Source organism: Streptomyces sp. SAJ15 (assembly GCF_007595705.1).
GTDB lineage: Bacteria > Actinomycetota > Actinomycetes > Streptomycetales > Streptomycetaceae > Streptomyces.
In genome coordinates, this window is sequence record NZ_NISY01000012.1 from 91788 (window position 1) to 116831 (window position 25044).

A 25044-nucleotide genomic window follows, 5' to 3' on the forward strand; every position below is an offset into this window, starting at 1 on the left:
GCGCTACGCAGCTCCACCATTGATCAACTGGAACAGCCGCTCGGCGCCCCGCTCGGACAGCTGCGCCTTCTTCCGCCGCGGCGCGGCGCCAGGCCGGCGAATCGGCACCGGCGGATCAGGGCGCTTGCTCTTCTTCGCCGTGTTCGCGCAGACCAGCACATACTCGATGCGCGCCAAGCGATCAGCAGTAAGGGCCAGCAGCTGCTCGACCTGCGACCATCTCGCCCGCTCCGGCTCACCCTCCTCCGCCTGCTCCGCCAACTCTTCCCCGTCCATGGCGTTACGCAGAGCGGTCATGGTGGCGGACTCAGGAGGAAGATGCTGGATGATCACACGCAAGCGGCGCCACGACATACGCCCCCTATACACATCCAGCAGGTCGATGCCGCGCTCCAGCAGATCGACCTCTACCGCCTCCGCGTGCCCCTCGACGACGGACGCGGTCCACTGGATTTCCCCAGCGACTCACCAGCCGCCTCCGCCGCCCTCTCGGCAAAGTGGCCGATGGCCTCCTGGTCGGGGTCGAGATCCACGTAGACGTCGTAGTCGTCCCCGTGCAGAACCAACATCATGAACGTATCGACATCCCCCATTCGGAGGGCACGCAGCGCGGACGCCCGCCAACGCGTAGCCGGCAGGGCGCGGACATCCTTGCTGACACCGTCGTAGCCGGCGAGCGGCACGGTGACGTACTCGTCGCCCTCCGCCTCGGCCTCCTGGGCCTTCGCGGCGTCCAGGGCTTCCTTGGTTGTGGGCATAGCGCGGGCCTCTCTGTCGTAGCGCGGGCGGAACGGGAGGTGGGTGGGCCGCGCCCGCGCCAGGGCAACCCACCCACCAGCTCATGGGCCGGTCACGAACCGGTGTAGGCGGGTGTCTCCGGCACGCTGTCGACGTGGTAGACCGTGTTGCCGGCGGCGTCCGGATAGGCGGTGATCGTGACTTCGTAGCCGGACATCTCGTCCTGCTTGAAGGTGACATCCGAGCGGTCGGAGATCTCGCCCTGCGGGACATAGAAACCGCGCGCGGTGTCCCCATCGAACACCGCAAACCAAAAGGCCCTGCGATCCGGAATCGGGGATGCAGTCTCGGCAAAGGAGGTGAGCCCGCTCACGGGGGCTAGTTCGGCGGCGTCGATCCGGAACATCAGCGACTGCACCGCGACCCGGGCCGTCTCCCATAGGGTGAGCTGGAAGGTCCGCACCGACTGAGTGATCGTCGTGCGGAACGGGCTGGTGAGTCCCCACGGAGTGAACTGCTGGCTGTCTTCGTCGAAGCCGAACACAAGACCGTCGTCGCTGATAGCGCCGAGCGGTTCCCAGGGGCTGACCGGCTGAACCAGCGGGCTGGCCGGCGCGGCTGTGCCGGTAGCGGCTACCCACCCTCCGCCGTTCGCCCCGATGACGGTCAGATCCGCAGCACGGGTGATGTTGACCATGAATGGGTCTCCAGACATGCGAAGACCCCGTCAACAACGCGGACGGGGTCGATTACAGGTGGCGGCGCGGGCCAAGCCGGTCAGGAGACCGGATGTAGGTAGATCGAATAGGTTGCGCCGACACGGCGCAGACCGGTGTTCTCATAGGGCCGCCGGGCAGGGAGGGTCTCGGCTTGAATGCGCCCGATGACCGCGGTGGGCGTAGCGGATCCCCGCAGCTCCGTCATCAGGAGACCGTGGATCTGCTGGGCAATCGCCATAGCCCCTGCGCGGGTCTCCGTGTACACGTCCACGTCCACCAGGGCTCGTGTCAGTCGGAACCCGTCGTCACTCCCCGCAGGGACCTGCTCGACCTGGATGGTCGGAAGCTCCTCAAGGAGGTTGGTGTCGAGTTCGTCACGGACGACGGCATCCGGAAAGCGCGCCTGGAGCCAGCCGATCAGGAGCTCCTCCACATCCACGCTGCCGACGGCAGCCATCAACGACCGCCCGCCACAGCAGCCCGCAGCAGCACGTGGTGCGCCCGCACGCGGTCCGTGCCGTACTCGACCCAGCGTGCATACGGCGCCGAATTCCACACCACGGCCACGGCCCGGTCCCTGCGTCGGCCGCCTCGCTTGTGGCTGGTCGTGTGCCAGGACTCCTTGTACAGCCCCGGGTGAGGATCCCAGGCGGCCGTACCCACTGGTGAGATCGACTCCGCGACGCCCTTGATCACGTTGGCGCGACGAAGCATCTCCGCCTCCACCATGGGAGAGCGCAGCAATTGCCCAACGCCCTTGTGGGAGGTTTTCACTCGCGCGGCCATCCCGCCCCCTAACCTGTGACGCGATCTGCGGCGAACTGAACGGGACCACGGGTACCGGTGAAAGGGGACCGGCTCCAGTCGCCGGGCTCCCCCGTGATGTCGCAGACCTGGCCGCGGATGCGGACCTGGTCCGTGGTGCGCCAGTCCGTCGCAGACGGCGCGTAGACGGTGTATCCAACGATGACGGTGTCCCTGGCCTGCTGCAGCTCGCCGCCGACCGCAGGCGTCTCTGCTCGCGGTGTGACCACGCAGCCGCTGACCGGTGTTTCGACGAGAGGGCCGGGGATCGGCTGCCCGCGGGCGTCCCTTCCCGGAGAAGGTCCTCGTCGAAGCCGCACCACCGTCTCCCCATACGGGTATGGGGCCGGCATCACGGCCACCCCCAGCCTGGCTCCCACTCCTCACCAGGCCCGAGCAGGGTGTCGAGCGGCCATGTCGGTGACGGGTCGGCGCTCGCCGGTGTCGGGTCCACGGTGAAAGCCCCGCCCCGCCCGGCGAGGGCCTTCAGGGCCGCCTTGTCCGCCTTCGTCAGGTACAGCCCGCCGGATCCCTGCGGGCGCTGCACCGACATGGGGCCTATCGTCTCGTAGGAGACCTGCTGTGGGTTGACATACGCCCGGCCGGCTACCGACAGCACGACCGCTGTCGCCGGCTCGGGCAAGGGCTTGACCATCGTCAGGCACAGGTTGATCGCCTGCTGGATCAGCAGGTCCGCCCGAGCTCCGTTGATCTCCCCGAGCTCCAGATAGAGGGCCAAGTCCTCGGCAGTCGGGGACTCGAATGCCATGGCTCCTCCTATCGAGGTCGAGTCAGGGCCTCCACGGCGGTGCACCACGCCGCCAGGTCAGCGGACGGGTCGAGCTCGGTCGATCGGGCCCGCGCCCGCTTGGCCGCGAGCCGGTACTCGGCCGCGGTCCCCAGCTTGCGCAGCACAGCCTCGTAGCCGTCCACGTCATTGCGGTCCACGAAGATCCCGGCCTCGCTGAGCGACTCACACAGGCCCGGCGTCGGGTGAGCGACGACGGGGATGCCGCTAGCCAGCGCCTCGCAGCCCACGCGGCCCCAGGACTCGTAGGAGGACGGCATCAGGAGCACCCGGGTGCGGGCATACACCCGCTCCCGCATGTCCTGGCCGTCTACGTGGTCGACGATCTCGACATTGGGTAGGTCGGGAAGGATCTGCTGGCCATAGGCGCCGCGCACCGCGAGGAACTGGGTCTTGGGCATGCGGCGCGCGAGGGCCTCGAGGACCTTCCCGCCCTTCTCCGCGTTGCAGTTGATCAGCGTGATGGCCTTGCCGGGCTTCGTCGCATACTCCTCAGCGAACACCGGCGGCCGCACGATCAGCGTCTGCGCGGGGCGGGTGGACTTCGGGTACTCGGCGAAGAAGACCTCCGCCTCCGCCTCCATCCACCGGCTGTTGTACACCGCCAGACTGGTGCCGCCCGCCGCCATGTCCCGGAAAGTTGGCCTGTGCGTGTTGTGGCAGACCACCACCAGCGACTTGCCGTAGCCGCGAGCCAGGGACGCCGTCGACGGCACCGTCTCCAGATGCGCCAGCAGCACATCCGCCCGCCGCACTGCCGTCGGGAAGTCGAGCCGGCTCTCCAGCGGCACCACCCGGATGCCCCGGTACTCGTACTCCTCGTGGGCCTTGCCATAACGGGACAGCCACACCGACACGTCATGCCCACGTTCCACCAGAGGCCGAAGCATGCTGACGAGCATGTGCTCGGCGCCCGCATTGTGCTCCGGTGGAAACGCGTGGAACCTGGCCACGATACGGAGCGGCTTGGCCGTCCCGCCCGGCGCGGAAGCCGGAACAGCGCCCGCCATCAGGACCCCGAGGGTTCGCCAGTGAACTTCACGAAAGCCTGGGCGTCGCCCTGCACGTAGCCGTAGAAGGCTTCCGCCAGGATGAGCACCAGGTTCTCCTGGAACGCCGAGTGGACCCCGCCGTCCTCATCCACATACGTGGCCTCCTTGCTGATGCGCACGGTGATATCCATGCCCACACCAAAAGCCGCCTGCGACCAGTCGCCGCCGATCGCCCGCAGACCGGAATCCACCGACGCCGACTGGCGCCGCTGCTTGCCCGACACGCTGCGCGAGTAGGCCAGCGGCTCACCGATCAGCGTGCCTGCCGACGCCATGTTCGTACCCGGCGTGGTTGTGTCGACCAGGATGGGACGCCCCGTGGTGTCGGTCGCCAGAAGCAGCTTCGGCTTCAGCCGGTGGTCGGCGACGGTACCGGTGTAGTCCCAGTCCTCGTCGATGACCATCTCCATGCCCGTCACGAGATCGGCCCAGATGCCACCGTTCGCCTGCGTAGCGGTGCCAAGCTCCACCGAGTTGGTGGTCTCAGCGAGATAGTCGTCGAAGGGCCCCGCAGCGCCCTTCATCGTCTTGCCGTGGATCGCCGCGTGGTCGAAGGCCCGCGCGAACGCCGTCGGCAGGTCCCGTTGCAACTGCTCGTACAGGCCCCCGGCGTTGGTCATCGCGACCTCTTCAGCTACCGGGATGAGCACCGCGAGCTTCTTCGCGGTCATCTGCTTCACGCCGACGCTGGAGGTCGACAGCGGCTTCTTCGCCGCCTGGCCGACCCAGTCAGCGGTCGGCACATCCATCGGGATCGGCACGCTCGTAGTCGCGTCGATCGCCAGCGGAGCACGCCGCGCCAGAGCCATCACAGCAGACTGCTCCACCGACTTCTCGAAAATCGGAGCCGTGATGACTCGGGGCAGCAGCGCCGCATTGACGCTGGACAGGGTGATCGGGGCCGTAGCCACCATGGTGTCCTACTCTCTGCGCCGCTACTGCTTGAGCTGCGCCTTTAGCCACCCGGCGAACTCATCCGCCGGTGCGAGGGTCCTGGTCTGCTTAGCGCCGGACGCCTGTGTGCGGTCCGGTGCGGGGCGCCGCGGGCCCTCCTGGGGCTGGGCCTTCGCCCAGTGCGGCTTGCGCTCCAAGAGCGCCTGGAGGTCGGCCTCGATGGCCGCCTCGTCGATGTCGCCGTCGGGGTCGATGTACGAGTCGAGATCCAGAGCACCGACCGCGTCAGCCGGATCAGCGAACGCCGCGCGGGCGTCGGAAGCAGAGCCAGCAAGGGCCTGCACGTGGCTGCGCACCAGTCGCTGACGCGTCTGAGTAATCTGCTCCTGCGCGGCGGCCAGCTGGTCGGTGAGCCGGTCGGACTCCGACCTCTCGGCGTCCTGGCGGCGCTTCAGCTCCGCCAGCAGCGGCTCAGCTTCCTTCAGGCGCTTGCGAAGGTTCGCCGCCTCGCTGTTCTTCTTGCGCAGCTCGGCCTCGAAGCGCTTGCGGTCGAACGGCTTCTCCTCAGGCTCGGCGGCCGCCTCCTGGGCGACCTCCGGCTGCTCTTCGGTGCCGCCGTCCTCAGTCGCCGTCTCGTCGACGGTCGCCTCGCTCTCAGAAGTCTGCTCGTTCTCGATGGTCTCGGTCTCTTCGGGCATGACGACGTGGCCCTCCAGGGGCTCGGGAATGACGAAGGCTGCCTCCAGGGCGGCCAGGGAGATCAGGGGCTTAGGAGGTACCGGGCAGCGGGTACTGGTCGTGCTCCGCCAGCGCCCGCCGGAACCGGGCCAGCTGCTCCCCTGGGAATGGGGCGGCGTACTGCCGATAGATCCGATCCCACTCGCTCGCCTGCGGCGACAACTGGAACCGCTGCCCCCGAAAGACAGGAATGGGTTGGCACCGGCAGGAATTATGGAACTTGATCACGCTGTCTTCACCGACGAACCTCTCGTTCGCCTCACGGCCCACCGAGTCGAGGCTCTTATAGGTAGCCCCGCGGGCCGCCATGAGCTTGCAGAAACTGCAAGCACCCAGCGCGGCAGCACGGGCGTAGGCCACGGCCTCGCGGTCGCGCTGCACAGCCTCGCGCACCGTCTGCCGGCCCTGTCCCAGAACCAGGCGCGTCACGACCGCCTCAGCTTTCTTCTCCGCCTGCTCCAGCCGTACCTTCAGCGGCTGGAGCTGCGCCACCGTGGTCGTGGGGTCTTCCGGGTCCCTGGGCCACACGTCCTTCGTGGCCCACCGCAGCGATGCCTCGATCTGCTCGTCGGGAGGAGCGCCGGGGACGGGAGCGCTGAACACGCCCCCCACGCCAGCAGCCGCGCGCTGCGCCTCGTAGAAGTCCGCGCCGAGTGCTGCCGAGGCGCCCCCGTACTGGCCTGTCAGGTCCTGCACCGCCGCGATCCAGTCCGGCAGTGTGGCCTGCAGTCGCGAGGGCACGATCAGCCGACGGAGCCGCCGCATGTCCCGAAGCAGCGCGCGGATCACGCGACCTTGGGCAGATCGATAGCGGCCGACGGAGCCGTCACCGTCAGAAACCGTCGTCGCCACCGGCCGGCTCCACCATCTCGACGTCGGACACGACCGGCTCGGGCTGGGGCGGCTCGGACCCCATCTGCGCCAGCCGGTCCAGGATCGACGCGCCGGCAGCTCGTCGCCGCTCGGCAGCGACCCGCTGCCGCTGCCCCTCGGTCAGCCCCGCCATCTCCAAGACCACATCCGAGTCCGCCCGAAGGATCCCCGCCTGGACCATCTTCACCGCGGCATCAGTCTGGGCGGCGATCGTCGGCGTCGCAGGGTTCCGCCACACGCACTCGATCCGACGCGACTTATCCGGCGGCTCCCCGTCCCGCACCCACAACGCCAGCCGCATCGCCTGCCGCCAAGCAGCCCCGAAGCGGCGCGTGCGGCGCTCGGCCTTCTTCACCAGCATCGCCTCGGCCGACCGGATCGCGTCCGCCGAAGCCGGGTTGTCCGAGGTGTAGCCGAGCATGTGCGGCGGAAGGCCGAGCTGGGTTGCCATGATCCGCGCGTACAGGTCGATGATGCGGGTCATGCCCGTCGGATCATGGGCGGCGAACTGGCCGACGGACGGTATCTGACCGTCCTCGTCCCGCTCCAACGCCAGCACACGGCCGATGTACGTCTCCCAGGCCGACTTCGCATTCCCTTCGGCATCCTGGAACGCCGACTCGGAAGCCCCCAGGATGTAGCGCTGAGGGGCGCCGAAGAACTCGGCAGCCACCTCGATGCCCATCAGCCGGCGGCATGCCGCGTCGGTGATCGACATGACCTCGGGGGTGATCTCCGACTTACCGACTCTGTCCGCGGTGCGCTGTCTGTTCGCCATCCGCACTACCGGCACAACCCCGAGATTGTGGATATCCCGGTCGATGACCTCCCAGCCCCCAGACGGCGACGGCATCGCTTGGACCGTCTGGCCCGGCAGATACAGCACGATCATCCGGTCCTCGACACCGGATTCCACCAGCCCGTCCTGCTGGCACTCCCGCAACGCCGCCACTGCCATACGCACTCGGGCATCCCACAGCAGCGTCATGTCCAGCGGCGACTCCACGCTAATCAGCGGCGGACAATCAGGTGACCCGCAGTCCCCGGAGCCAGCCACCAGATACCCGCGGCCATACGTCAGCGCATCGAGATGCGCCAGCGACGACTCATCGAACAGGTCATTCGCCTCGGCGATCTCCGCCAGATCCCCCGCGTCCCCGCCATCAGCCCACCGGAACGCCTCCAGATCCAGACGCTGCTCCAGCGCCTCCACCCCAATCCGAGGCCAACCAATCACCGTATGCAAGCCCTTGAGCTGCGGCGGGATACTGATGCCCAGATCCCGGATCAGCTGCTCCCCGTTGAAGTAGGCGTCCCGCAGCAGCAGCTGCCAGCGGTCCCGCAACATCTCCGCCCGCAGAACGCCAATCAGAGCAAGCTCCTCATCCGACAGCGTCACCAGCGGCAGCTCCGGAATCGAGACGGTCATCGCAACACCACCACCCGTCCCTTGCCGGCCTTCTTCTTACCCAGGCCCTTCGCCATGGCGTCCACGCGGCACTGCCACGCCAGGACAGCAGCGACAGCGGCATCGATCTTCTTCGGGCTGTCCGGGTGCTCCTTCATGATCTGGATTCCGCTACGCGACTCCCGGCGCCGGGCATTCAAGATGTGCCGCGTCAATACGCTCGACCCGTCATGCGTCAGCTCGCCGTCCACCACCGAGGACCGGAACTTCTCCAGCGCCCGCACGATGAACGTCGACCGTCCGCCCGTCATCCACCACTCGATCGGATGCTGCACACTCGCCTTGACCTTCAAGCGCCGTCCATGCTTGGCCTCCCACGTCGCCACGTGGGACTCCCACTTCGCCGGGTCCGCATACATGCCGACCACCCGGTACTCGCGGAACACATCCTCGACTGTGGCCAGCACCTCCACTGTCGGCACCTGCCAATCGGCACCGAACGGCCCGTCGGGCTGCTCCCAGCAGCCCAACAGAAACAAATGCCCGTCCGAGACACGGCAGCCGACCAGCGCCGTCGCATCTGTCACACCGCGGCTGCGCCTGCGTGACCCGTCGAAACCCAGCACGATCTCCTCGCCCCGGCCGATGACCTTCTCCGGGGCAGCCACTCCGGCCCACTCAGGCTGCGAGATCCACGAGTCCGAGGCGTGCGTGATCTGATTCAGAAAGTCAGCCCGGGCCGTCTGCGGATCCGTACTCGGATCCCAGATCGTCGCCACGATGACGTCCAAGTCAACGTGCCCGCCATTCCGGTCCGCCGAGTCGCCGTAGGTGTAGGCGAGCCCCGCAAGCAAAGAGTGTCGGTCGGTCATGTCGGTTTCCGGAGGCGCCTCACGATGGTCGTAGTACAGACCGTCATCCCGCGCCCGCCCCTCGCGAATCTTCGCCCAGAACGCAGCCGACTCCTCGGCCACCGAACCCTCGCCCGGGATGAAGGCGTTCGGCGACTCGATCGTCGTGCCGCCCACCTTCGCCGCGTTGATCCGCATCGTCTCCGCCAAACGGTTCCCGCGGTTGGACCGCACCCACTCCTCTGTGTTGTGGGTCAGGTGTCCACCCACGCCAGCCGCGAACAGGTGGTCCTCCGAATCCACCGCAATGCAGCGGACAGGCACTCGGGGCACAGGCCGGATCGACGTGATCGTGATCCATTCAGGAGACCGATTGTGCTGCCGTACTCGACGCGCCTTGCGCGGAAGCAGGAACGGCTGGAAGCCTCCCCGCGGAGTGAAGTCCACACGGAACTTGCCACCACCCGTGTACCTTTCGTCCGCCACCCACTTGGCGCCGGACGTGACTTGCCCCAACGACCGCAGCAGTTGAACCAGCGCCTCAGCTAGGCAACGATTTGTATTGATGAACGTGCAAGTTCCCGAAGTCGTACAGCAGCCATCACTGTCCATCAGCCCCTGCATCAGGGCTGTTCGCTGAGCGATCGAACCCATCAGGTACTCGGCCGGCACGTGCTTGTCCCGATAGCAAGGCAACCTGGACAGGGCCTGGGCAACCGCTGGCCTGCCCTTCATAGCGAAGCCCTTGGCCCGCGTGAAGGAAAGATTGATCTGGTCCCCACCTGCGGAGTAGGCGTTCAGAGACGGCTCATACCGCCGCGGCCACGACTCGACACCACATGCGGCTAGGTTGGCTTGCGTTGCTTCAAGGTCGCTGCCGTGCACGGATATCTCACACTTGCCACGCGTACCGTCGCCCAGCCAGAGACCCAGCAGATACGGAGGCACCGAAAGGTCCGCCTCAGGGCAGTCGAACGGCTTAGCCACAGGGATCCGAAACGCTCGCCCGTCAGCGAACATCTCTCCGGTCGTGCGCACCTTCGCCTGTGCAGCCGAACCACGTACCTTCGTCCACCACAGATGCCCCGCGGACGAGACCATGGAGGTGCCGTCCGCGAAAGTCACCTCGAAGCAGTCGTGCTCCGTGGACACCGGCTTGGCGTCCGTCACCTTCACCGGCAGGCCGCCTGATCCGAAGATCAGATCACCCGCCTGCAAGGAGCCCATCGTCAACCAACCTGCCGGCGCCGGGATAGGTGTATCCAGGGCGAGCGCCTGATCGAGCACAGCAAAGACCGGCTTGTTGCCCTTCACTGTTCGAGCCGAAGACGTGATCGGCTCGATTCGGCCCCGCGGCAAACTCACGAACGTGTCCATCGGCTCCAAGCCGGGGTGGGCATCCAAAACGGGCCCCTGGAGCATCTCCAGCAGAGGAACCCACGTGTTCTTTGTCTGCGTCTCGCTGACCGCCGCGATCTGCACGAGCGGCGTCCGCACCTCGGACCAGGGCTTGCCGACAGGCTGCCCGTCGGCTGTCCACCCGTCCGGCACCACCGGGCCGAGCGCCTCGACGATCGCCAGGGCGGCCAGGAAAGGGGACTTGCCTCAACCCCAGCCGCGAGGCCGGGAGATCACCCCCCGTCGGAACCGGCGCTTACCGGTTCGAGGGTTGATCTCGTAGAAGCGAAGGACGAAGTCCTCCTGCTCTGGGTACAGCAGGAACGGCTCGTAGTACCCCCGATCCGGCGCCGCCAGATACTCGGTGATCCAGTCGATCACATCGAACCCCAACGTCGGCACAGCGCCGGGTTCCGGAGGCTTCCACGGCATGCTCAGCCTCCCTCCACTTCATCAGGCGGAGGCAAGGCACGCAGGACACCGCGGCGCTCCCGGGCCGACCGGCCAGCCTCCGGCCGCTTCGAATCCGCTTCGTCCGCCTGCGCGAACTGCATCCGCAAGCGCGCCCGGTCCTCCGGCGTCGCCCCGAACTTCGCCACCCTCAGCCGCAACTCGGCTGCAGCAGACATCTCCCCCGACCAGAGCCGGGCGTGAACCACAGCCGTGTCCAGCAGAAAGTCCCAGTCCGTGGAGGAGAAGTGCTCCGCCTGCGGAGATGCCTTCCACATCTCCCACCAGTCCAACGTCCGCGCCGGCCACTCGTACTCGACGAGTTCGCCATCCTTCATCACCGACAACGTCGGCAACTCCGGAGGCTCCGCATGCTCGAAACGCAGAACAGTCTGAGGAATCGGATCCCTATTCGCCCGAGCTCGACGTGACGGGTCCTTCGGCTGAGGGCCTCGGCCAGCCACGGCCACCACCCCCAACCGCCTCTAGACCAGGGCCTCCAGGGCACCCTCAGGAAGATCCGAGAGCTCGAGCGGGGTACCAGGCACCCGATCGCCGACGATGATGTACCGCCGGTCGCAGTACACCTCGACCTTCACCTCGCCGCGGCGAACACGGCGCCCATGAGGCACTCGGCCCCGGAACCACAAGTGCAGCCCGCGCCCAGACCTGCCCCGCTCCGTGTACGTCGCCGGCAAGGCACCCACGATGCGCTGCGCCCACGGCAACACGCGGCCGTTCTCCACCGCATCATCCAGGTCAATCACCGTCACATCGTCGCCCGCAGCCAGCACGTAGCCGAACCCCTGGCCGCACGTGGCCGCGGCCGCAGCAGCGAAGTCCGACCAGGTCGCCGGGTTGTTGACCGCAGCGAAACGGCCGTCGACCCGCAGCGGAACCTTCCGCGACGAGTACCGCACCCATCGAGCGCGCGACCGCAACTCCGCCGGGATGCGCGCAACCTGCTCAGCCTCAACACGCCGCCGCTCAGCCGCCAGCCGAGCGCGGCTCGCGCGCTTCCGGCAAGTCGCACCGCAGAATCGCGCGTCGGCCCGAGCCAGCAGCGGCAGTGGCCCCGAGCACTGCTCGCACCGGGTGCGGCAGGCGGCGGTGGAGGTCATGCCCTGAGTCTAGCCGAGGGGATGTCACGGCTACAGCGCTCTGAACTGCACAGTTACCCAACTGAGACAACGAGCGCTCGGAGACCGCCCGTCACCCCGTCGACATCGCCGCAGGTCACGAGACCCCCAGACCCGTAGCCACTGGCAGCGTGAACACGGCCCCGATGGTGCTGATCAGGGGGAGCAAGATCACCCCCCAGGTGATCTTGAAGTGGTGGATCACTGATCCGGCCGATCACGGGTCTCGCGGGTCCAGGCGTGCGTGATCACGTCGGCCAGACCGGGTTGATGATCAGCTTGTCGCGTTCGCGAATCGGCGACTTGGCAACCATCGCGATCGGCAGCGCGACGTCGCACTCTGGACAGCGGACCTGACCGCACCGACCAAAGCCAGCCGATCGACCCGTCATCGCCGGTGACTGGCCTGACCTCGGGGTCGCACACGCAGTCGGGTTCGGTGGTGCTGGTGTCGTGGTCGCCCAGGTCACCGACCGGCGTGACGTGCAGCTTCCTGATCCCCGGTGTGCGACTCCGATATCGGGTCAGTTGCGCTTCATGATCAGCCACTCGATGAGCAGCTTGTCGGACTTACTGCTGTTGCAGGGCTTGCATGCCGGAGCAAGATTGCCTTCCGCGTGGCGACCGCCCCGACTCAGTGGGACAACGTGATCGACGGTTCCGCCTGGGCCGCCACACTAGGTGCACGGCGCCGTTCGAATGCGGGCCAGCACCCGCTTCGGGAGCGGGTTGGCTGTGGCCCCAACGAGCTTGGCGCGTCGCGCGTGCACGTACTGGAAGACGACTTCCGGCGACCGTTGCCTCCGGTTCGTGCACTCCTGTGTGCAGTACTTCCGCCGAAGGTTCACGGAGGGCGGTATGTCCTCCGCGCAGACCAGGCATCGACGCAGCAGAACTGGGCGGCTCTTGGCCGTGAACCTGCGTGTATAGAAGCGCTCACAGCAGCGCTTCGAGCAGAAGCGACGCCGCTTCGTGGCGACCCGCGGGACGCTTCCGCCGCACAGTGGGCACGGTTAGGTCGAGTCCTGAGTAGGAGCTCCGCGTTTTTCTCGATCCCTCCAGCGACGCCAGCAGGCTTCGTTGCAGTACCGCGTGCTGGAGCACCGGCCAATGAGTAGTTCGGCGCAGGTGAGGCAGCTGGTGACCTTCGGGCGGTCTTGCGCCGTCGAGCCAGTACGACGGCGGGCGGCAGCGCGCCCCTTGCACCGCGGGCTACAGAAGCGTCGAATCTGCGCGCGGTGTCGGTCCTCGAAGGTCCCGCCGCACGTCTCGCACTGCTTGAGGGTAGGTTGTGTCACGTCGGCATGCCTTCGTCAGGTCGTCCATGGCCCCGGGACGGTTGCCGCCGTCGCCCGGGTTCATCATCCCAAGTGGGACGGCTTACCGCCGCCGCCTTCCGGGATTGAGTCGAGACCCAGTCGCCACCCCAGTCGACCGGATGTGCATGAGTTGGCAGTACCCCTTCGCCCTCGCGCCCATGTACCGGCTGAGCAGGCGGTTACACCTTGACCAGTCTCCTCGTGTGCCCCAGCGGATGCGTGCTCCGCCTGCGCCTCCCGTGCTCCAGTATCGACGTAGCGTCTCGGCGTTGCCGCGGTTGCGGCTGCCTGTGCTCCGCTTGCCGGCCATGACTTCTCATCCTTCCAGCGCGGGCCCCTCGCTATCGGGGTCGATGCGCTCGATGCTGGCGACTTGGTGGGCGGGGATGGCGAAGCTGGCGCCTTTGTCGTCGGTGAAGACGGCCCATTCTCCGGTGCAGGCGAGTGCGAGGTGGGGGTCTTCGATGAGCGCGTCTCCGCTTGGCCCGCCTTTGTGTCGGATCAGGTAGGCGGGCACGGGTTCACCTCAGTCCAGGGTGGGGCTCGTCGGGCCGCTTGCGTCCGGGCCGCGGCTTGGATTGCTGGGCGGCGTGGCCTTCGCGTGCTGACTTGTAGCGGTGGCAGTGGGGTGGGACGCGGTCGTGGGCCCAGTCGAGGTTGTCGAGGCTGTGGTCGTCGCCGGGCTTGATGTGGTCGAGGTAGTCGCCGCCGGGCTGGCCGCAGATGTGGCAGATGTGGTCGGGGTTGCGGGCGTGTGCGGCGGGGCGGATCTCGCTGCGCCAGTTCGAGGGGAGTCGTGATCGGCGCTGACTGCCTTTCCAGCCCCCGCTCATTCGTCGTCTCCGGTGCGGCTGTGGCGTCCTTCTGCGGCTTCGAGCGCGGCGTGGAGGAGGCCGGTTTGGGTGATCCAGTCGCGGGTGTCGGTGGTGCCGATGCTGAGGGCGATGGATCCGTCGGGCTGGAGGACTTTGAGGATGACGAGGGCGTCTGTGACGAGATCGCCCTGGTCGAGGTCTGCGGTGACGCCGATGGTGTCGATTAGCTGCCCGATGGGCTGGTCAGTCATTGGTGGTGCCGCCTGATCGGATGACCTCGGCTGCTCTCCGGTTGGCGTTGATTATGGCAGTCGCGACTTGATCTTCGAATCCGGCGAGGTCGGCGTCGACGCGGAGCTGGGCACTGCCGAGGTCGAGTCCGCCGTCGCTGCTGGTGGCGACCCAGTTGGCGGGGATATCGATGGTGTCTTCGAAGACGAGGACGGCGCGGGCGCCGATCCGTTCGGCGATGTCTCCGCCGTTGAGGTCGCGGCGGAGCGCTTCGAACGCAGCCTCCCCGGTCGGGACCTGGTCGATGACGAGTACGAAGGGTGGCCGTTCATCGTCGGCGCCTTCGAGGAGTTCGAGGATCTGGATGCGGGCCATGGCGCGGGCCTTCCCGGTGAGGTGGATCAGGTTGCCAGCGCCCGCGCGATGCCAGCTTCGAGGGTGACGCGGGGCTGGTAGTAGGCGAGCATGCGGCTGGGGTCGCAGACGCGGTGGTGGACGCCTTGGGGTGCGTCGGTTCGGTGTTTGAGCGCGGGCTGGTAGCCAGCTGCGGTGGTGACGAGCCGGGCGAGCTCGTCGAACGAGGTAGCCCGGCCGGTACCGAGGTTGACCGGCCCGGTGACGCCCTGATCGACGGCGGCGAGGGTGGCGCCGACCAGGTCGTCGATGTGGATCCAGTCGCGGGTTGAGCTGCCGTCGCCCCAGATCTCGAAGGGGTCGTCACGCCGTGCCGCTCGCTGTATGAACGCGGGGAACGGGTACACGTCGGCCTGGTCCTCGCCGTAGCCGCTGAACGGCCTGGGGATGAGAATGCGGCAGCCTTCGTCGGACGCGTAGGTGGCGAGCTTCTCCCCCGTCAGCTTCGCCCAGCCGTAGCTAGCGTCAGGCTCTTCCGGGTAGTCCAGGCTGATGTCTTCCTCGTACAGCCTGCGCACGAGCCCAGGGCCTTGAAGTCCAATGGGGTACGCAGCAGAGGAGCTGAAGTACACAGCCCTGGGCGTTCTCGTGCGGATCAGCCAACGCATGTACCAGGAATCGAGGGCCAGGTTCGTAGCCACACCCAGCGGGCTTCCGTCGATGGATGCCCTGCCTCCGACGATGGCGGCGCAGTGAATCGCGAGGTCCCACCGGCGGTCGTCGGTGCGGAAGAAGTCGAGGGCGTCGTGGCCGTCAGCGATGTCGATTCCGGTGACGTGCCAGCCGCGGCCATCCAGTGCCTGGTGCAAATGGCGCCCGACGAAGCCGCGGTGCCCGGTAAGGAGGACGTCCATCACGTCTCCGTGACGAGCTTGCGCAGTTTCGCCAGGTCGGCTTCGAGTCCGCCGCCGTCGCGGTACTCGTAGTAGGCGGCCGAGTCGGTGGTCACCTGCTCGGCGCTGTTGGCCTCCTGGTAGCCCTGGTCGACGGTCGCCTTCCCGGCGGCCGGGTGCAGGTGCTCGATGACGACGTCGGGCAGGTAGGTGATCCGCTGCATGCCCTTCCCCCAATCGAGCCAGCACAGGTCGAGGCATAGGTGCACAAGCTGCGGGGGCGCCATGTACGAGAGCGTCGTGACGATGTCCGAGGTCATGGCCACGGCGGTCGGCATGTTCTCGCCCTGGAGGAGGTCGTTGCCGTACACGATGCCGGGCCCGCCGGAGAGGCACTCACGGAAACGCTCGTCCCAGGGGCGGTCTGCGGGCCTCGGCCGGTGGTCGTCGCCCATGAACGCTAGGAATCGGTAGGAGTCGGCGTTCTTGATTGCGGCCTGGTTGAGGGTGCCGCAGAGCCGCTTGCGGGTCCAGAACACGAACCGGACTCGACTGTCAGACTCCATCGCCTTGGCCTGCTGCTTGTACGCAGCGAGCTCGGGATCGTCTTTGTCGACGCAGAAGAGTAGGTCGGCGGTGGCCCCGGTTTCGTCCCAGGCGGCCATGATCTGGGGGACGGCCTGTGGTCTGCCGCGGGTGGGGATGATGACGAGCAGGTCGTCGGTCATGGCGCGGGCCTCCGTTCTCAGATGATCTCGAAGAGGCGGAGGAGAAGCAGCATGGCTCCGATGACGAGGATGAAGGCGAGTGCTGATCGCCAGGGTTCCTGCATCGTGCCTCCTGTGTCAGTAGACGCGGATGCGGCCGGCCCTGTAGACGGGGGTTTCGGCGCCGGCTTCCCAGGTGGCCCAGGTCCAGTAGGTGCCGGGCGCGAGTTCGATGGCGCCGCCGTCTGGGCCGACGAGGAGTCGAGCGGCGCCGCTGCTCCATTCGCCGGTGCGCCAGTCTCCGTCTGCCGGGTTGCTGCGACTGGTGAGGAAGGCGAGTCGCGGCGGGGTGGTCAGGTTGACGGGGTCGCCGCCGCTGGTTGCGGTGACGCTGACGTGCACGTACTCGGTCGACGTGGTGGCTAGATCCACGGGTCGCTCACCTCCCAGCGTCCGCCCGGGCTCGTGGTCCAGCGGCCGGTGCTGAGGCTGGCAGCCCAGCCGAGTCTCGCTTCGCCGACGTGGTGGTCGAGGTCGTCGCCGCGCAGTGGTCGAGCGGCGCCGGTTTCGACGGCCGCGGTGAGCGCGAGGGTCTTCGCCCGGCCGAGCTGCCTGGGCTGCTCGATGACGACCGCGGGCAGCAGGGCTCCGGGGCCATGGCCGACAGGGATCGCCGTGCCGGCTTCGGCTGCCGGGGTCAGTGCGTGACGCTTGCCAGCGGCGAGGGGCTGCGCGAACTCGTGGGTGACTGCGGTCGCAAGGCCCGCGGCTCGAGCAAGGAAGCAGGCCTCGCCCTCCTCGACGGCGGTGCCGAGGATAACGACCTTGTGCTGCCCGACGGGCCTTGCCGTGTCGGTGGCGACCGCGGCCAGCAGGTGGAGGGCCTTGCTGCTGCCGACAGGCTGGGCGTTGTCGGTCTCGACGACGGTGGTGATGCCGCCGGCCAGGCTGAGGGTCTGGCTCTCAGTGGTCTCGCCCGCCGCGGTGAGCGATCGGGTCTTTGTCGTGGCTGGCGCCTGGGCTGTTCCGGTCTCGGTCGCGGTGCCGAGTGGATAGGTGCGGGTGCCGGTGAGCGCCTGCGCTGTGTCGGTCTGGGCCGCGGGCGTGACTGAGGCGGCCTTGACCGTGCTCAGGCTGAAGCCGGCACCGCTCTCGACTGCTGGGGCGAGGCTCGTCGTCTTGATGGTGCCGACGGCCCGGGCGGCACCGATTTCCGCGGCGGCAGTGGTGGCGGCCTGCTTCTGGAGTCCAAGCCCGGTGGCCGCGTCCGTTTCGCCCGCCGGGGAGGCAGCAGTCGACTTCGCTGCTTCGGTCGTCTGGGCGGCGCCGGATTCGACGGCTGGAGTGAGGGCGATCGTCTTCCGAGCCGTGATGCCCTGGGCGGCGTCGTCCTCGTCGGCGGTCCCGAGCGTCACGAGCTGGCCGACGGGGATGTTGACGTTGTCGAACTCGGTGAAGTCGTCGGTCCCGGCGGCGCGGTGGGTGATGAGCTGGTACTCGAGGATGGTCCAGGCGAGCCAGTCCGGGGAGGTGTCTGAGCGGCCGACGGTCCAGGTCGAGCCGTCGGGTGAGGTCTCCCAGTAGACGGTGCCGGCGTTCTCGCGAAGCCGCAGCCACGCGTGGTCGGTGGCGTTGAACACGATGTAGACGGCATCTGGGTCGCCCCAGCCGACGCGGCTGAACATCGCCAAGACGCCGATGTCCGTGTTGATCTCGAAGCCAATGTCGGTCCCGACGATGCCGGACATGACGAGGACCTGGGCAGCCGCGGTGGCGCCGATCGCGGGATACACGCGAACGTGGACCTTCGAGTTGGCGAGGGTCCAGGAGCGGCTGCTGCTGTAGGCGTTGAAGCCGGAGTCGCAGGCGACCCGGGCCCGTCCGCCAGCCTCGGTCACGGTGCCGAAGTTGTGGGCCCACAACTCGGTGTCGATCACGTTGTCGTCGAAGTCGTCGACCAGCTGGCCGATCGGGCGGCCGAGGTCCTGAGCGGCCCCGACCTCCTCAGCGATATCGGCCGAGAGGCTCTTGACCGCGGTGAGCGGGAGGGCTGTTTCGGTTGCCTGCGCACCGGTCAGGCTGACGGTCTTGCCCGTGGCGAGCGGCTGGGCGGTGCTGTCCTCAGTCGCGGCGCTGGCTTGGGTCCTCTTGCTCCACGCGAGTGCCTGCCCTGCCTCGTTGTCGTTTGCGATGCCGAGCTGGGCGGTCTTGGTCCGGGACAGGGGCTGGGCGCTGTTGGTCTCGCTACCGGTGCTGAGGGCGACCGTGGCGGCAGCGATCCTGGGCCGGTTGGTGATCAGGTATGCGCGTGCGGGGCGTCCTCGCCCAAGTCGGGCCATCAGTCACCCCTGGCTCAGCACTCCTCGAACACGATGTAGGCCAGGGCGTTGACCGTGGCGCTGGTGTTGATCCGCAGCTGGCAGAACGACGACGCGGGAAGCACGGGCTCCCTGCCGAGCGGCCATTGCTTCACGAACTGGGCGGTCGGCGAGATGAACTGGGCGTCGAACTCCTTCGAGGTGGTGTTCGTGGTTATGGAGCCGTTGCCGTAGCCCGTCGCGGTCGTCCCCATGGTCAGACTCGACGTCTTGCTGCTGTCGCCGATCGCGACGACTGTGCTGGTCGTGTGGGCGGTGCTCATCGTGGATGCGGCGCCGGCCTGGACAAGCGTGACGGTGGCTGGGGTGGCGGCGGCAGAGCCGTTGAAGCTGACGCTGTATTCGACGATACGCAGAAGCACCGTGCTCGGGGTGGCGAGCTGGATGGCGCACTTGGCGCCGGTCGTGTACTGGGTACCAGCGGTGACGCCAGTGGTTGCGTCGAAGGGGGCGTTGTAGGCGATGTAGAGGGCCACGGTCACCTCCCGGCAGCGCGGTTCATGCCTTGGGGCAGCTGAAGTTGGTGCCGCCACTGGCGCTGGTAGAGGTAGACCTCATCGAGGTAGATCACGTCGCCGGTGGTCGTACCCGATGCGGAGATCAGGGCCGGTCGGGCGAACGCGGCGGTGGCTGGCGAGGAGATGGTGGTGGGCCCGGCGTGGGTCCACGTGTTCTGGACGGCGTTGATGCTGGTGCCTGTGGTGGTGCTGATGTATGCCTGGGCGGCGGTGTACCAGTCGGTGTCGATGCGGAGGACTCCGGCCGCAGCAGTGCAGTAGAGCCAGTAGTCAAGGATGTAGCTGGTCGAGGCTGCGACTGGGTAGTCAGCGTTACCGCAGACGACGAGGTAGCCGGATGCCGTCGCTGATCGTGTGATTCTCAGCGAGTTGACGCCCTCGTGCGCCTGCTCCGTCGACTGAACTGCAGCTGAGGCTTGCGGCCCGGTCGCCCAGTTTCCTGCCGAGATTTCGAAGCCGCTGACGTTGGCGGCCGACACAGAGGTGTTGGTGTACCGAGCACTGGAGGGCATGGTCAGGCGGAGGGGGTGGCGCGGAAGAAGTCCGCAACGGTGATCGTGATATCGCTGCCGTCTGGGGTCAACGAGACATCGTGCTTGGTCAGCGGCACCAAATCGGAGTCGGTGCCGCCGGTGGTGTCGGGGTCGTAGCAGATTACGAGGGCGCTGATCGCGTTGCCGGTGGCGGCGGTCCACGTGATGTCGGCGCAGTCCACGGCCACCCTGTCGTTGGTGTCGTCGACCGTCACGGTGACCGACGCGAGGGTCTTGCGGCCCATGGTGGTCTGCTCGTTGGAGGCGCCGGCGAGGAGGTCGGCGAGGGTGTCGTAGTCGCGCATCGTCGCGTCGGACACGATGCCGCTCGTCTCGATGGGCACGGCGATGAGCGCGTCGTTGGTGGCGGGGAGGGAGGCTAGATGGGCGATCTTTCCCAGGGCTGCGTTGAAGACGATGTTCGCCATTTTGATCTTCCTTCCGGGCTCAGCCCCAGGTCCAGCCCTTGACGTATGCGATGTCCATCTGAGCCCAGGAGTTCGGGGCGGCCCGGTCGCCGTTGAGGGCGGCTTCGTTTTGTAGAACCCAGGTCATGGGCCGGTCTGGGATGCCGCGTGTGGACTGCCCCACGAGCCGGCCGTCGAGGAAGTACCGCACGCACCCAGGTCTCCACTCGATCGTCGACGTGTGCCAGGAGGTCCACCGTCGGCCGGTGTCAAAGGCGTCTTGGCGGCTGCAATCCGATGGGTGCGTGAAGGCCGCGATGGTCTCGGTCCATTCGAGTTCAGGAAAGTCGATCTCGGAGCAGCCGTCGTTGACCACGGGCCAGAGGAGATGCGCGCTCTTGTAACCGACAGCCGGCTTGGAGACCCGGAAGCGCTCTTCGTACTTGCCGTAGCGCTGCCCCATGAGCTTCTTCGGCACGACCGCGGCCGAGTGCACAGGCCCGTAAGGGCCGCGCCACATGCGGATATGCATCTGGCCTCGGGAGATCCACACCGTCGATGCCGGGTCATATCAGCCCCCGACCGCAAAGCCTCGCTGCGTCGCCGTGTCGGGCCATTGCCGCGGGTAGGCCCACCAGTTGGAGCGGGTGCTGCCGGTCAGCCCCCTGCAGTAGGCGCGGGGCGTGTCGACGTTGTGGTTGCAGTCGGAGAACGCGCCGAGCGGGACCGGGGTGCTGAAGTCGTCGGCGAACTGCAGCTTCCACTGCGGCGCCGCCTGGGCCGGGGTGACGGTCGCCGCGACCAGCAGGACCGTGGAGAAGAGAACGACAGCGAGGCGGCGCACGGGCACCTCGCTTCGGGTGGCCCCCGCTCCGGCGGAGGGTGTGGTAACGCCAGAGCGGGGGCGAATGGGGCCGCCCGGCCGACGACAGCCGACCGGGCGGGTGTGGGGCGCCGTGGCATGGGGGCGTGCCGGCTACCCCTGGCCTGCCGGGCTGGCAGGCGTTGATCCTCGCGGGCGGGAGCGTCCACCACCCAGCGCGCTCGACCAGCCCGCGAGGAGCATCAGGCGGCGCGCTTCGGTGCGCGCTGCGGTGTGGGCTTGTAGCTGGCGGCCTGCGCGCGGATCTCAGGGAGGGCGTACATGGTCTTGTACTCGTGACCGTTTCCGGTGAGCCGGCCGTCACCGGGGAAGCGTTGGATCTTCCCTCGCCTGGCCCACTGGCGGATGACGGCCTGCGGCACTCCGGTCTCGGCTTCGGCTTCGTGGGCGAAGACAAGGTCTTCGCTGTAGAGCTCGCTGGGGCGCATGTTCACCCCCGTGCATACAGAAAGCCCCCGGCCGGAAGCTGGGGGCTTGAATGGGCTGCGGACACAGTGGTGTTCCGTTGAGGGCACTGTGACATATTTACACGGCGCCTGCAACCATCGGTTTCTATGCGGCGTTTCGCAGCGCGAGGGGCAGTTCGAGGACTTCGGTCCGGCCGTATTGGGCGCCGCAGGAGCAGCGGGCCCCGGGCGTGGAGATGGTCACCCGAAGCGTCGCCCCGCAGGCACACAGGACGGCGATCCGCCGCTCTGGCGGTTCCCCTGTCACCTGACGCCGACAGGCCCGGGTGAGAGCGGAGACCTCGGCACCGAATTCGGAGAATGCGGGGTGCTCAGTCGCGGCCCATTCGAGATTGTTCCGGAGCGCCTTGACGGCCTGGTCGCATTGCTGCTGGAGGTCGCCTTCCCAGCGAGGATGTCTCCAGCCGAGGGCTTCATGCCAGTCGATCAGCCATGTCTGGAGGATGGTGACGACGCCGCCGCGCGCGGACAGGTTGAGGGGTTCGAGGCGGAGAGGAAGAGGCGCGGTGCGGCTGCCGGAGACACGTCCGTCCATGGTGGCGCGGCCTGGGGCGAGTGCTCCGTGGAGTGCGGCGTACAAGCCGTGCTCGCCGGCGAGTGCGGCGAGGTGTTCGTCGGTGCGGCGTTGGCAGAGCCGACAGGCCATTCGCCCGAGTTCGTCGTAACGGAGGTCTCGACTGCATGCGGTGCAGGTGGGCCAGTCGTACTCGGCGGCGGCGGTGTCGGCCTGGTGCACGGGGGCTCCTCGGTGGCGCGGGGTGGTGCGACGGTGCGAGGGGTGGCGCTGAAGCCATTGTGCATTCGCATCCCGACAAGCCGTGTTCGGATTGATGACGCCGCAGTTCGGGTCGAATTCGACCGGATTCCCTGACGCGCGGAATCCGGTAGGGGCACACTGCGGGTATGGGTGTGGTGTTTACGGTCCAGGCGGACACTGAGATTCAAGTGGAGCGCGAGTTGGCGCGCCTGTGCCGGCTGCTGGGGGCGATGCCTCTGGGCCGGCCAGCGGAGCTACCAGGCCGGTCGCGATGGATGGCCCGCGCCCGAACCCCAGACCAGCTCCCCCTCCGCAACGAGCGCGAGTAGGCCCCGCCCGGATCCCGGGCGGGGCCGAGACGGCGGAGCACCTACCCGTCGTCCCGGAGTGCACCGGACGGCACCTCGAAAATCTGGTCTCCGGTGACGTGGACTCCGGCCCTCTTGGTGATCACGCGCGCTGTGACGCCGTTGTCGGCGAGAACGCGAACGGGGATGAGACTGCCCTTCATGCCCACGAGGTCTTTCTCCTCGACGCTGTACATGACGGTGTCCTTCCTTTCGGCTACGGGCGGATGCGGTCGAGTTCGCGGGCCTCGGCGAGCAGTTGCCCGGCTGTCGGGCGCCGGTGCTGGTTCTCGCATTCGGTGGCCCAGCACTGGTGGGTCCAGCAGGTCTCGCGGTCGTCGGCGTGCATGCCTGCCTCCTCGCGCGCATCGTCGCGGGCGAGGGCCGCAGCGAGCTTCTTGTTCACGGTTGGTCCCTTCGACTCGATGCGAGCAGCCACGGCTATCGCCATTCCCAGGGCTGCCGGCTGGCGGCGGCGCACTGTGCAGCGTTGGCGAGTTCGGCCGCGAGCTTCGCCCAGTCGGGCGGCATGAGCCGGTGACCGGCGGCCTTGCGGAGGCTGCTCGCCATGCGCCCGGCATCGCGGGGGCTGACGTCGAAATAGCAGTCGGTGCGGCGGGCGAAGAGAGGGCTCACGGTCCGCCAATCGCTGCCTTTCAGGACGCGGGCGATCTGCTGGCCGAGATAGTCGATACTGCTGTAGGAGCGGCGGATCTCGGTCGTTCCGTTGGAGATGGTCCAGCTCATGAGTAGATCCCTTCAGTCGAATTGCTCACTGGTGCCCGGTTCACTTGGTCTTGGTGGGGACGTGCCGCTGATTCGCGTCGTGCTCGGCGTGGTAGGAGGCGGCGAGGATGGCTCCTGCGGAGCTGTTGTAGGGGGTCTTCTGCAGTTCGGTGCAGCTGGAGCAGACAACCCGGAACTGGCCTGTGGCGTGGTCTGCCTGCGCGTACACGAAGGCCCCGTCGGGTGCTTCCATGACTTTGCTGATGCGCTCGAAGGTCATAACCGTCTCCTCTTCAGTAGGCGGGGCCGGCGTATCGGACAGCGACGATCTGAGCGTCGGGGTGTTCGCGCTGAGTGTTGGCAATGTCTTCTGCGATGGAGGCGACGCCGGCTGCGTCGGTGAGCACGAAGTCGGTGTGCGGGAGGCGTCCTCCGAGCGGGCCGGTGACGAGCTGTCCGGCACGGTCGGCTATCTCCTGGAGACGGGCTTTCGCCGCTTTCTGGGCGCGGCCCCGGCGGTCGATGGTGATGTTCACCGGCGGATCTCCTCGACGGTGACGTGGAGGTCGCGAGGGTCGTTCTCGGCGGCGGCGAGTCGGCGCTGCAGGTCGGCGTCGTCGTAGACGTTGATGGAGTCGGTCGGCTTGCCGGTAATCAGATTGACCGGCTTCCCGGTGCGGGAGGTGGCGGTGAGGATGTACTTCGGCTTGGGCATTCGAGGTTCCTTCCTTCAGATGCCGCGGGCGTCGGCGGCCCGAGCGGCGCGGTCGAGGACGCGGAGCGGGCGGCGCGGGTCCCGCTGCTGGTCGTTCCAGGACGGGACAGTTTCTGCGTGGGGGAAGGCGGCGCGGATCACGTCGAGGAGGAACGCGCAAGCATCGACCGCCTCCCCGGCGGTGCGGGCCTCCTTGCGGATCGCTTCGACGAGGCACACCGCGCCCTTCTCATCGCGGAGCCCGGCGCACCATCCGCCCGTCGCGAGCCGAGTGTGGGCCCGCTGGAGGCAGCCGGCGATCGGCGTCCGGTACTGGTAAGGCTGGGGCGCAGGGGCCGCGGGCAGCGGCCGGTCGGGGATGAGGGCGGGGCTGGCGGGGATGTGCGCGGTGTTGACCTCGAAGGCCAGCCCCGCCTCCTCGAGACGGACACTCATGGCTGCGCCTGTGATAGCCAGCCGCGCGTCCAAGCCGACGACGGGCTGCCGACTTGCCCTCTGCTTGATCGTTGTGGTCATCTCGTCATGCCTCCTGCCGCATGGCGGTCGGGTGGGTGGATGGGGCGCCCCCGATGGCTGCCAGGCGGGAGGGGGCGCCCCGGACTACTCGGCGCAGCTCGTGCAGCGCAGGCGGGCGTTGACGCAGTTCATCGGGCACCGGCCCGTCGGCGGCCGGCGAGGGCCCGCTGGTGCATCTCGTAGCCGCGGCCGTTGTTGTCGTGGGGGTTGTAGCCGGCGCCGGACCTGTCGTTGACACCGCGCATGCCGACGGGCTGGGTGTCGTAGAGCGGCCCGTAGTTGGCGAGGACGGCCTCGGCGGACATGTGGCCGCACACGCCGACCCACAGCCGGGACTTCTTGAACACCCACGTCTCGTAGGCCGGCTCGTTGCCCCACGGCTGGACGAGCTCGGTGATCGAGTAGTAGGTCTTGCCGGGGACGAGGTCGCGGAGGAAGTTCTTCTTACCTGCCTTGGTGCGCTCGTAGGCGGTCAACGCGGTTCTCCTTCGGGCTCTGGACTGCAATGGACGGCGGGATGGTTTGTTGCGGTTTGTCCGGCGGACGGGCGCACGGACAGGCCCCGGACAGGAGGTGGACGGAGCCCGGGTCACGTCCGGCTACCGT

The 25044-nt window shown here is 67.7% G+C and carries 40 protein-coding genes and 1 pseudogene; all 41 read right to left on the reverse strand.

The genetic code is table 11. The features are described 5' to 3' along the window. Nucleotides 1–3 precede the first annotated feature (3 nt). Nucleotides 4–333, reverse strand: a complete 330-nt coding sequence (locus tag CD790_RS25605) for a hypothetical protein (RefSeq protein WP_260867878.1) — start codon at nt 331–333, stop codon at nt 4–6. 74 nt (nt 334–407) lie between these two features. Continuing rightward, nucleotides 408–758: a hypothetical protein gene (locus CD790_RS25610; RefSeq protein WP_144385701.1), complete on the reverse strand. Its 351-nt coding sequence runs from the start codon at nt 756–758 to the stop codon at nt 408–410. A 92-nt stretch (nt 759–850) separates the two neighbouring features. After that, nucleotides 851–1435, reverse strand: a complete 585-nt coding sequence (locus tag CD790_RS25615; protein WP_144385702.1) for a phage tail protein — start codon at nt 1433–1435, stop codon at nt 851–853. Between the two features lie 80 nt (nt 1436–1515). Beyond that, nucleotides 1516–1896: a hypothetical protein gene (locus CD790_RS25620; RefSeq protein ID WP_260867879.1), complete on the reverse strand. Its 381-nt coding sequence runs from the start codon at nt 1894–1896 to the stop codon at nt 1516–1518. Between the two features lie 17 nt (nt 1897–1913). Beyond that, entirely contained in the window at nt 1914–2171 is a 258-nt protein-coding gene (locus CD790_RS25625; protein ID WP_260867880.1) for an HK97 gp10 family phage protein, read from the reverse strand. A gap of 442 nt (nt 2172–2613) precedes the next feature. Continuing rightward, nucleotides 2614–3030 carry a hypothetical protein gene (locus CD790_RS25635; RefSeq protein WP_144385705.1) on the reverse strand — a complete coding sequence of 139 codons (417 nt, stop codon included), beginning with the start codon at nt 3028–3030 and terminating at the stop codon, nt 2614–2616. Between the two features lie 8 nt (nt 3031–3038). Then, on the reverse strand, nt 3039–3959 hold the full coding sequence (locus CD790_RS25640) for a glycosyltransferase family 4 protein (protein ID WP_313956535.1): 921 nt from the start codon (nt 3957–3959) through the stop codon (nt 3039–3041). Nucleotides 3960–4078: 119 nt separating this feature from the next. Then, the gene (locus CD790_RS25645; RefSeq protein WP_144385707.1) at nt 4079–5035 is read right to left on the reverse strand and encodes a phage major capsid protein; all 957 of its coding nucleotides are present in this window, start codon (nt 5033–5035) and stop codon (nt 4079–4081) included. A 21-nt stretch (nt 5036–5056) separates the two neighbouring features. Then, nucleotides 5057–5713, reverse strand: a complete 657-nt coding sequence (locus tag CD790_RS25650; protein WP_144385708.1) for a hypothetical protein — start codon at nt 5711–5713, stop codon at nt 5057–5059. A gap of 70 nt (nt 5714–5783) precedes the next feature. Further along, on the reverse strand, nt 5784–6605 hold the full coding sequence (locus tag CD790_RS25655; RefSeq protein WP_144385709.1) for a hypothetical protein: 822 nt from the start codon (nt 6603–6605) through the stop codon (nt 5784–5786). Further along, nucleotides 6586–8055 carry a phage portal protein gene (locus tag CD790_RS25660; protein WP_144385710.1) on the reverse strand — a complete coding sequence of 490 codons (1470 nt, stop codon included), beginning with the start codon at nt 8053–8055 and terminating at the stop codon, nt 6586–6588. Before CD790_RS25660 ends, CD790_RS25655 begins: the two co-directional genes overlap by 20 nt. Then, nucleotides 8052–10367, reverse strand: coding sequence for a hypothetical protein (locus CD790_RS25665; protein ID WP_186319229.1), 2316 nt, complete (start codon nt 10365–10367; stop codon nt 8052–8054). Before CD790_RS25665 ends, CD790_RS25660 begins: the two co-directional genes overlap by 4 nt. Before the next feature lie 123 nt (nt 10368–10490). Next, nucleotides 10491–10715, reverse strand: a complete 225-nt coding sequence (locus CD790_RS25670; protein ID WP_144385712.1) for a hypothetical protein — start codon at nt 10713–10715, stop codon at nt 10491–10493. Nucleotides 10716–10717: 2 nt separating this feature from the next. Further along, entirely contained in the window at nt 10718–11071 is a 354-nt protein-coding gene (locus CD790_RS25675) for a hypothetical protein (protein ID WP_260867881.1), read from the reverse strand. A gap of 147 nt (nt 11072–11218) precedes the next feature. Then, a complete protein-coding gene (locus tag CD790_RS25680) occupies nt 11219–11854 on the reverse strand; it encodes a bifunctional DNA primase/polymerase (protein WP_144385714.1) in 636 nt (211 codons plus the stop codon). A gap of 219 nt (nt 11855–12073) precedes the next feature. Then, a complete protein-coding gene (locus tag CD790_RS25685) occupies nt 12074–12421 on the reverse strand; it encodes a hypothetical protein (RefSeq protein WP_144385715.1) in 348 nt (115 codons plus the stop codon). After that, a pseudogene (locus CD790_RS36995) lies at nt 12397–12519 on the reverse strand (HNH endonuclease); the annotation flags it as partial. The gene CD790_RS25685 and the pseudogene CD790_RS36995, both read right to left, overlap by 25 nt. A 366-nt stretch (nt 12520–12885) precedes the next feature. Beyond that, the gene (locus tag CD790_RS37000) at nt 12886–13170 is read right to left on the reverse strand and encodes a CGNR zinc finger domain-containing protein (RefSeq protein WP_144385716.1); all 285 of its coding nucleotides are present in this window, start codon (nt 13168–13170) and stop codon (nt 12886–12888) included. A gap of 337 nt (nt 13171–13507) precedes the next feature. Continuing rightward, the gene (locus CD790_RS25705; RefSeq protein WP_144385718.1) at nt 13508–13708 is read right to left on the reverse strand and encodes a hypothetical protein; all 201 of its coding nucleotides are present in this window, start codon (nt 13706–13708) and stop codon (nt 13508–13510) included. A gap of 4 nt (nt 13709–13712) precedes the next feature. Beyond that, nucleotides 13713–14024 carry an HNH endonuclease gene (locus CD790_RS25710; protein WP_144385719.1) on the reverse strand — a complete coding sequence of 104 codons (312 nt, stop codon included), beginning with the start codon at nt 14022–14024 and terminating at the stop codon, nt 13713–13715. Then, entirely contained in the window at nt 14021–14257 is a 237-nt protein-coding gene (locus CD790_RS25715) for a hypothetical protein (RefSeq protein WP_144385720.1), read from the reverse strand. The genes CD790_RS25710 and CD790_RS25715 overlap by 4 nt, the downstream gene beginning before the upstream one ends. After that, entirely contained in the window at nt 14250–14612 is a 363-nt protein-coding gene (locus CD790_RS25720; RefSeq protein ID WP_144385721.1) for a hypothetical protein, read from the reverse strand. The genes CD790_RS25715 and CD790_RS25720 overlap by 8 nt, the downstream gene beginning before the upstream one ends. 26 nt (nt 14613–14638) lie before the next feature. Continuing rightward, a complete protein-coding gene (locus CD790_RS25725) occupies nt 14639–15505 on the reverse strand; it encodes an NAD-dependent epimerase/dehydratase family protein (RefSeq protein ID WP_186319230.1) in 867 nt (288 codons plus the stop codon). Then, nucleotides 15505–16212: a glycosyltransferase family A protein gene (locus CD790_RS34830; protein WP_186319231.1), complete on the reverse strand. Its 708-nt coding sequence runs from the start codon at nt 16210–16212 to the stop codon at nt 15505–15507. The genes CD790_RS25725 and CD790_RS34830 overlap by 1 nt, the downstream gene beginning before the upstream one ends. Before the next feature lie 117 nt (nt 16213–16329). Next, the gene (locus CD790_RS25730; RefSeq protein ID WP_144385723.1) at nt 16330–16623 is read right to left on the reverse strand and encodes a hypothetical protein; all 294 of its coding nucleotides are present in this window, start codon (nt 16621–16623) and stop codon (nt 16330–16332) included. Continuing rightward, a complete protein-coding gene (locus CD790_RS25735) occupies nt 16614–18530 on the reverse strand; it encodes a hypothetical protein (RefSeq protein ID WP_144385724.1) in 1917 nt (638 codons plus the stop codon). Before CD790_RS25735 ends, CD790_RS25730 begins: the two co-directional genes overlap by 10 nt. A gap of 14 nt (nt 18531–18544) precedes the next feature. Continuing rightward, the gene (locus CD790_RS25740) at nt 18545–19045 is read right to left on the reverse strand and encodes a hypothetical protein (RefSeq protein WP_144385725.1); all 501 of its coding nucleotides are present in this window, start codon (nt 19043–19045) and stop codon (nt 18545–18547) included. Between the two features lie 2 nt (nt 19046–19047). After that, nucleotides 19048–19566, reverse strand: coding sequence for a hypothetical protein (locus CD790_RS25745; RefSeq protein ID WP_144385726.1), 519 nt, complete (start codon nt 19564–19566; stop codon nt 19048–19050). A gap of 35 nt (nt 19567–19601) precedes the next feature. Further along, nucleotides 19602–20048, reverse strand: a complete 447-nt coding sequence (locus CD790_RS25750) for a hypothetical protein (protein WP_144385727.1) — start codon at nt 20046–20048, stop codon at nt 19602–19604. Between the two features lie 19 nt (nt 20049–20067). Beyond that, nucleotides 20068–20505: a glycoside hydrolase family 16 protein gene (locus CD790_RS25755; RefSeq protein WP_186319232.1), complete on the reverse strand. Its 438-nt coding sequence runs from the start codon at nt 20503–20505 to the stop codon at nt 20068–20070. Nucleotides 20506–20598: 93 nt separating this feature from the next. Next, nucleotides 20599–20871 carry a hypothetical protein gene (locus CD790_RS25760; RefSeq protein WP_144385729.1) on the reverse strand — a complete coding sequence of 91 codons (273 nt, stop codon included), beginning with the start codon at nt 20869–20871 and terminating at the stop codon, nt 20599–20601. Between the two features lie 221 nt (nt 20872–21092). Next, on the reverse strand, nt 21093–21338 hold the full coding sequence (locus CD790_RS25765) for a hypothetical protein (RefSeq protein ID WP_144385730.1): 246 nt from the start codon (nt 21336–21338) through the stop codon (nt 21093–21095). 124 nt (nt 21339–21462) lie between these two features. Next, nucleotides 21463–22113, reverse strand: a complete 651-nt coding sequence (locus CD790_RS25770) for a hypothetical protein (protein WP_144385731.1) — start codon at nt 22111–22113, stop codon at nt 21463–21465. Between the two features lie 391 nt (nt 22114–22504). Continuing rightward, a complete protein-coding gene (locus CD790_RS34835; RefSeq protein WP_186319233.1) occupies nt 22505–22678 on the reverse strand; it encodes a hypothetical protein in 174 nt (57 codons plus the stop codon). Between the two features lie 20 nt (nt 22679–22698). Then, nucleotides 22699–22887 carry a hypothetical protein gene (locus CD790_RS25775; RefSeq protein ID WP_144385732.1) on the reverse strand — a complete coding sequence of 63 codons (189 nt, stop codon included), beginning with the start codon at nt 22885–22887 and terminating at the stop codon, nt 22699–22701. A gap of 35 nt (nt 22888–22922) precedes the next feature. Further along, nucleotides 22923–23228 carry a hypothetical protein gene (locus CD790_RS25780; RefSeq protein WP_144385733.1) on the reverse strand — a complete coding sequence of 102 codons (306 nt, stop codon included), beginning with the start codon at nt 23226–23228 and terminating at the stop codon, nt 22923–22925. Nucleotides 23229–23268: 40 nt separating this feature from the next. Next, complete coding sequence (locus CD790_RS25785; protein WP_144385734.1) at nt 23269–23487, reverse strand: hypothetical protein; 219 nt, start codon at nt 23485–23487, stop codon at nt 23269–23271. A gap of 13 nt (nt 23488–23500) precedes the next feature. Continuing rightward, complete coding sequence (locus tag CD790_RS25790; RefSeq protein ID WP_144385735.1) at nt 23501–23743, reverse strand: hypothetical protein; 243 nt, start codon at nt 23741–23743, stop codon at nt 23501–23503. After that, the gene (locus tag CD790_RS25795; RefSeq protein WP_144385736.1) at nt 23740–23922 is read right to left on the reverse strand and encodes a hypothetical protein; all 183 of its coding nucleotides are present in this window, start codon (nt 23920–23922) and stop codon (nt 23740–23742) included. Before CD790_RS25795 ends, CD790_RS25790 begins: the two co-directional genes overlap by 4 nt. Nucleotides 23923–23937: 15 nt before the next feature. Beyond that, nucleotides 23938–24357, reverse strand: a complete 420-nt coding sequence (locus CD790_RS25800) for a hypothetical protein (protein WP_260867882.1) — start codon at nt 24355–24357, stop codon at nt 23938–23940. A gap of 209 nt (nt 24358–24566) precedes the next feature. Next, nucleotides 24567–24914 (reverse strand): hypothetical protein, encoded by a 348-nt coding sequence (locus CD790_RS25805; protein WP_144385738.1) that lies wholly within the window; start codon nt 24912–24914, stop codon nt 24567–24569. Nucleotides 24915–25044 lie beyond the last annotated feature (130 nt).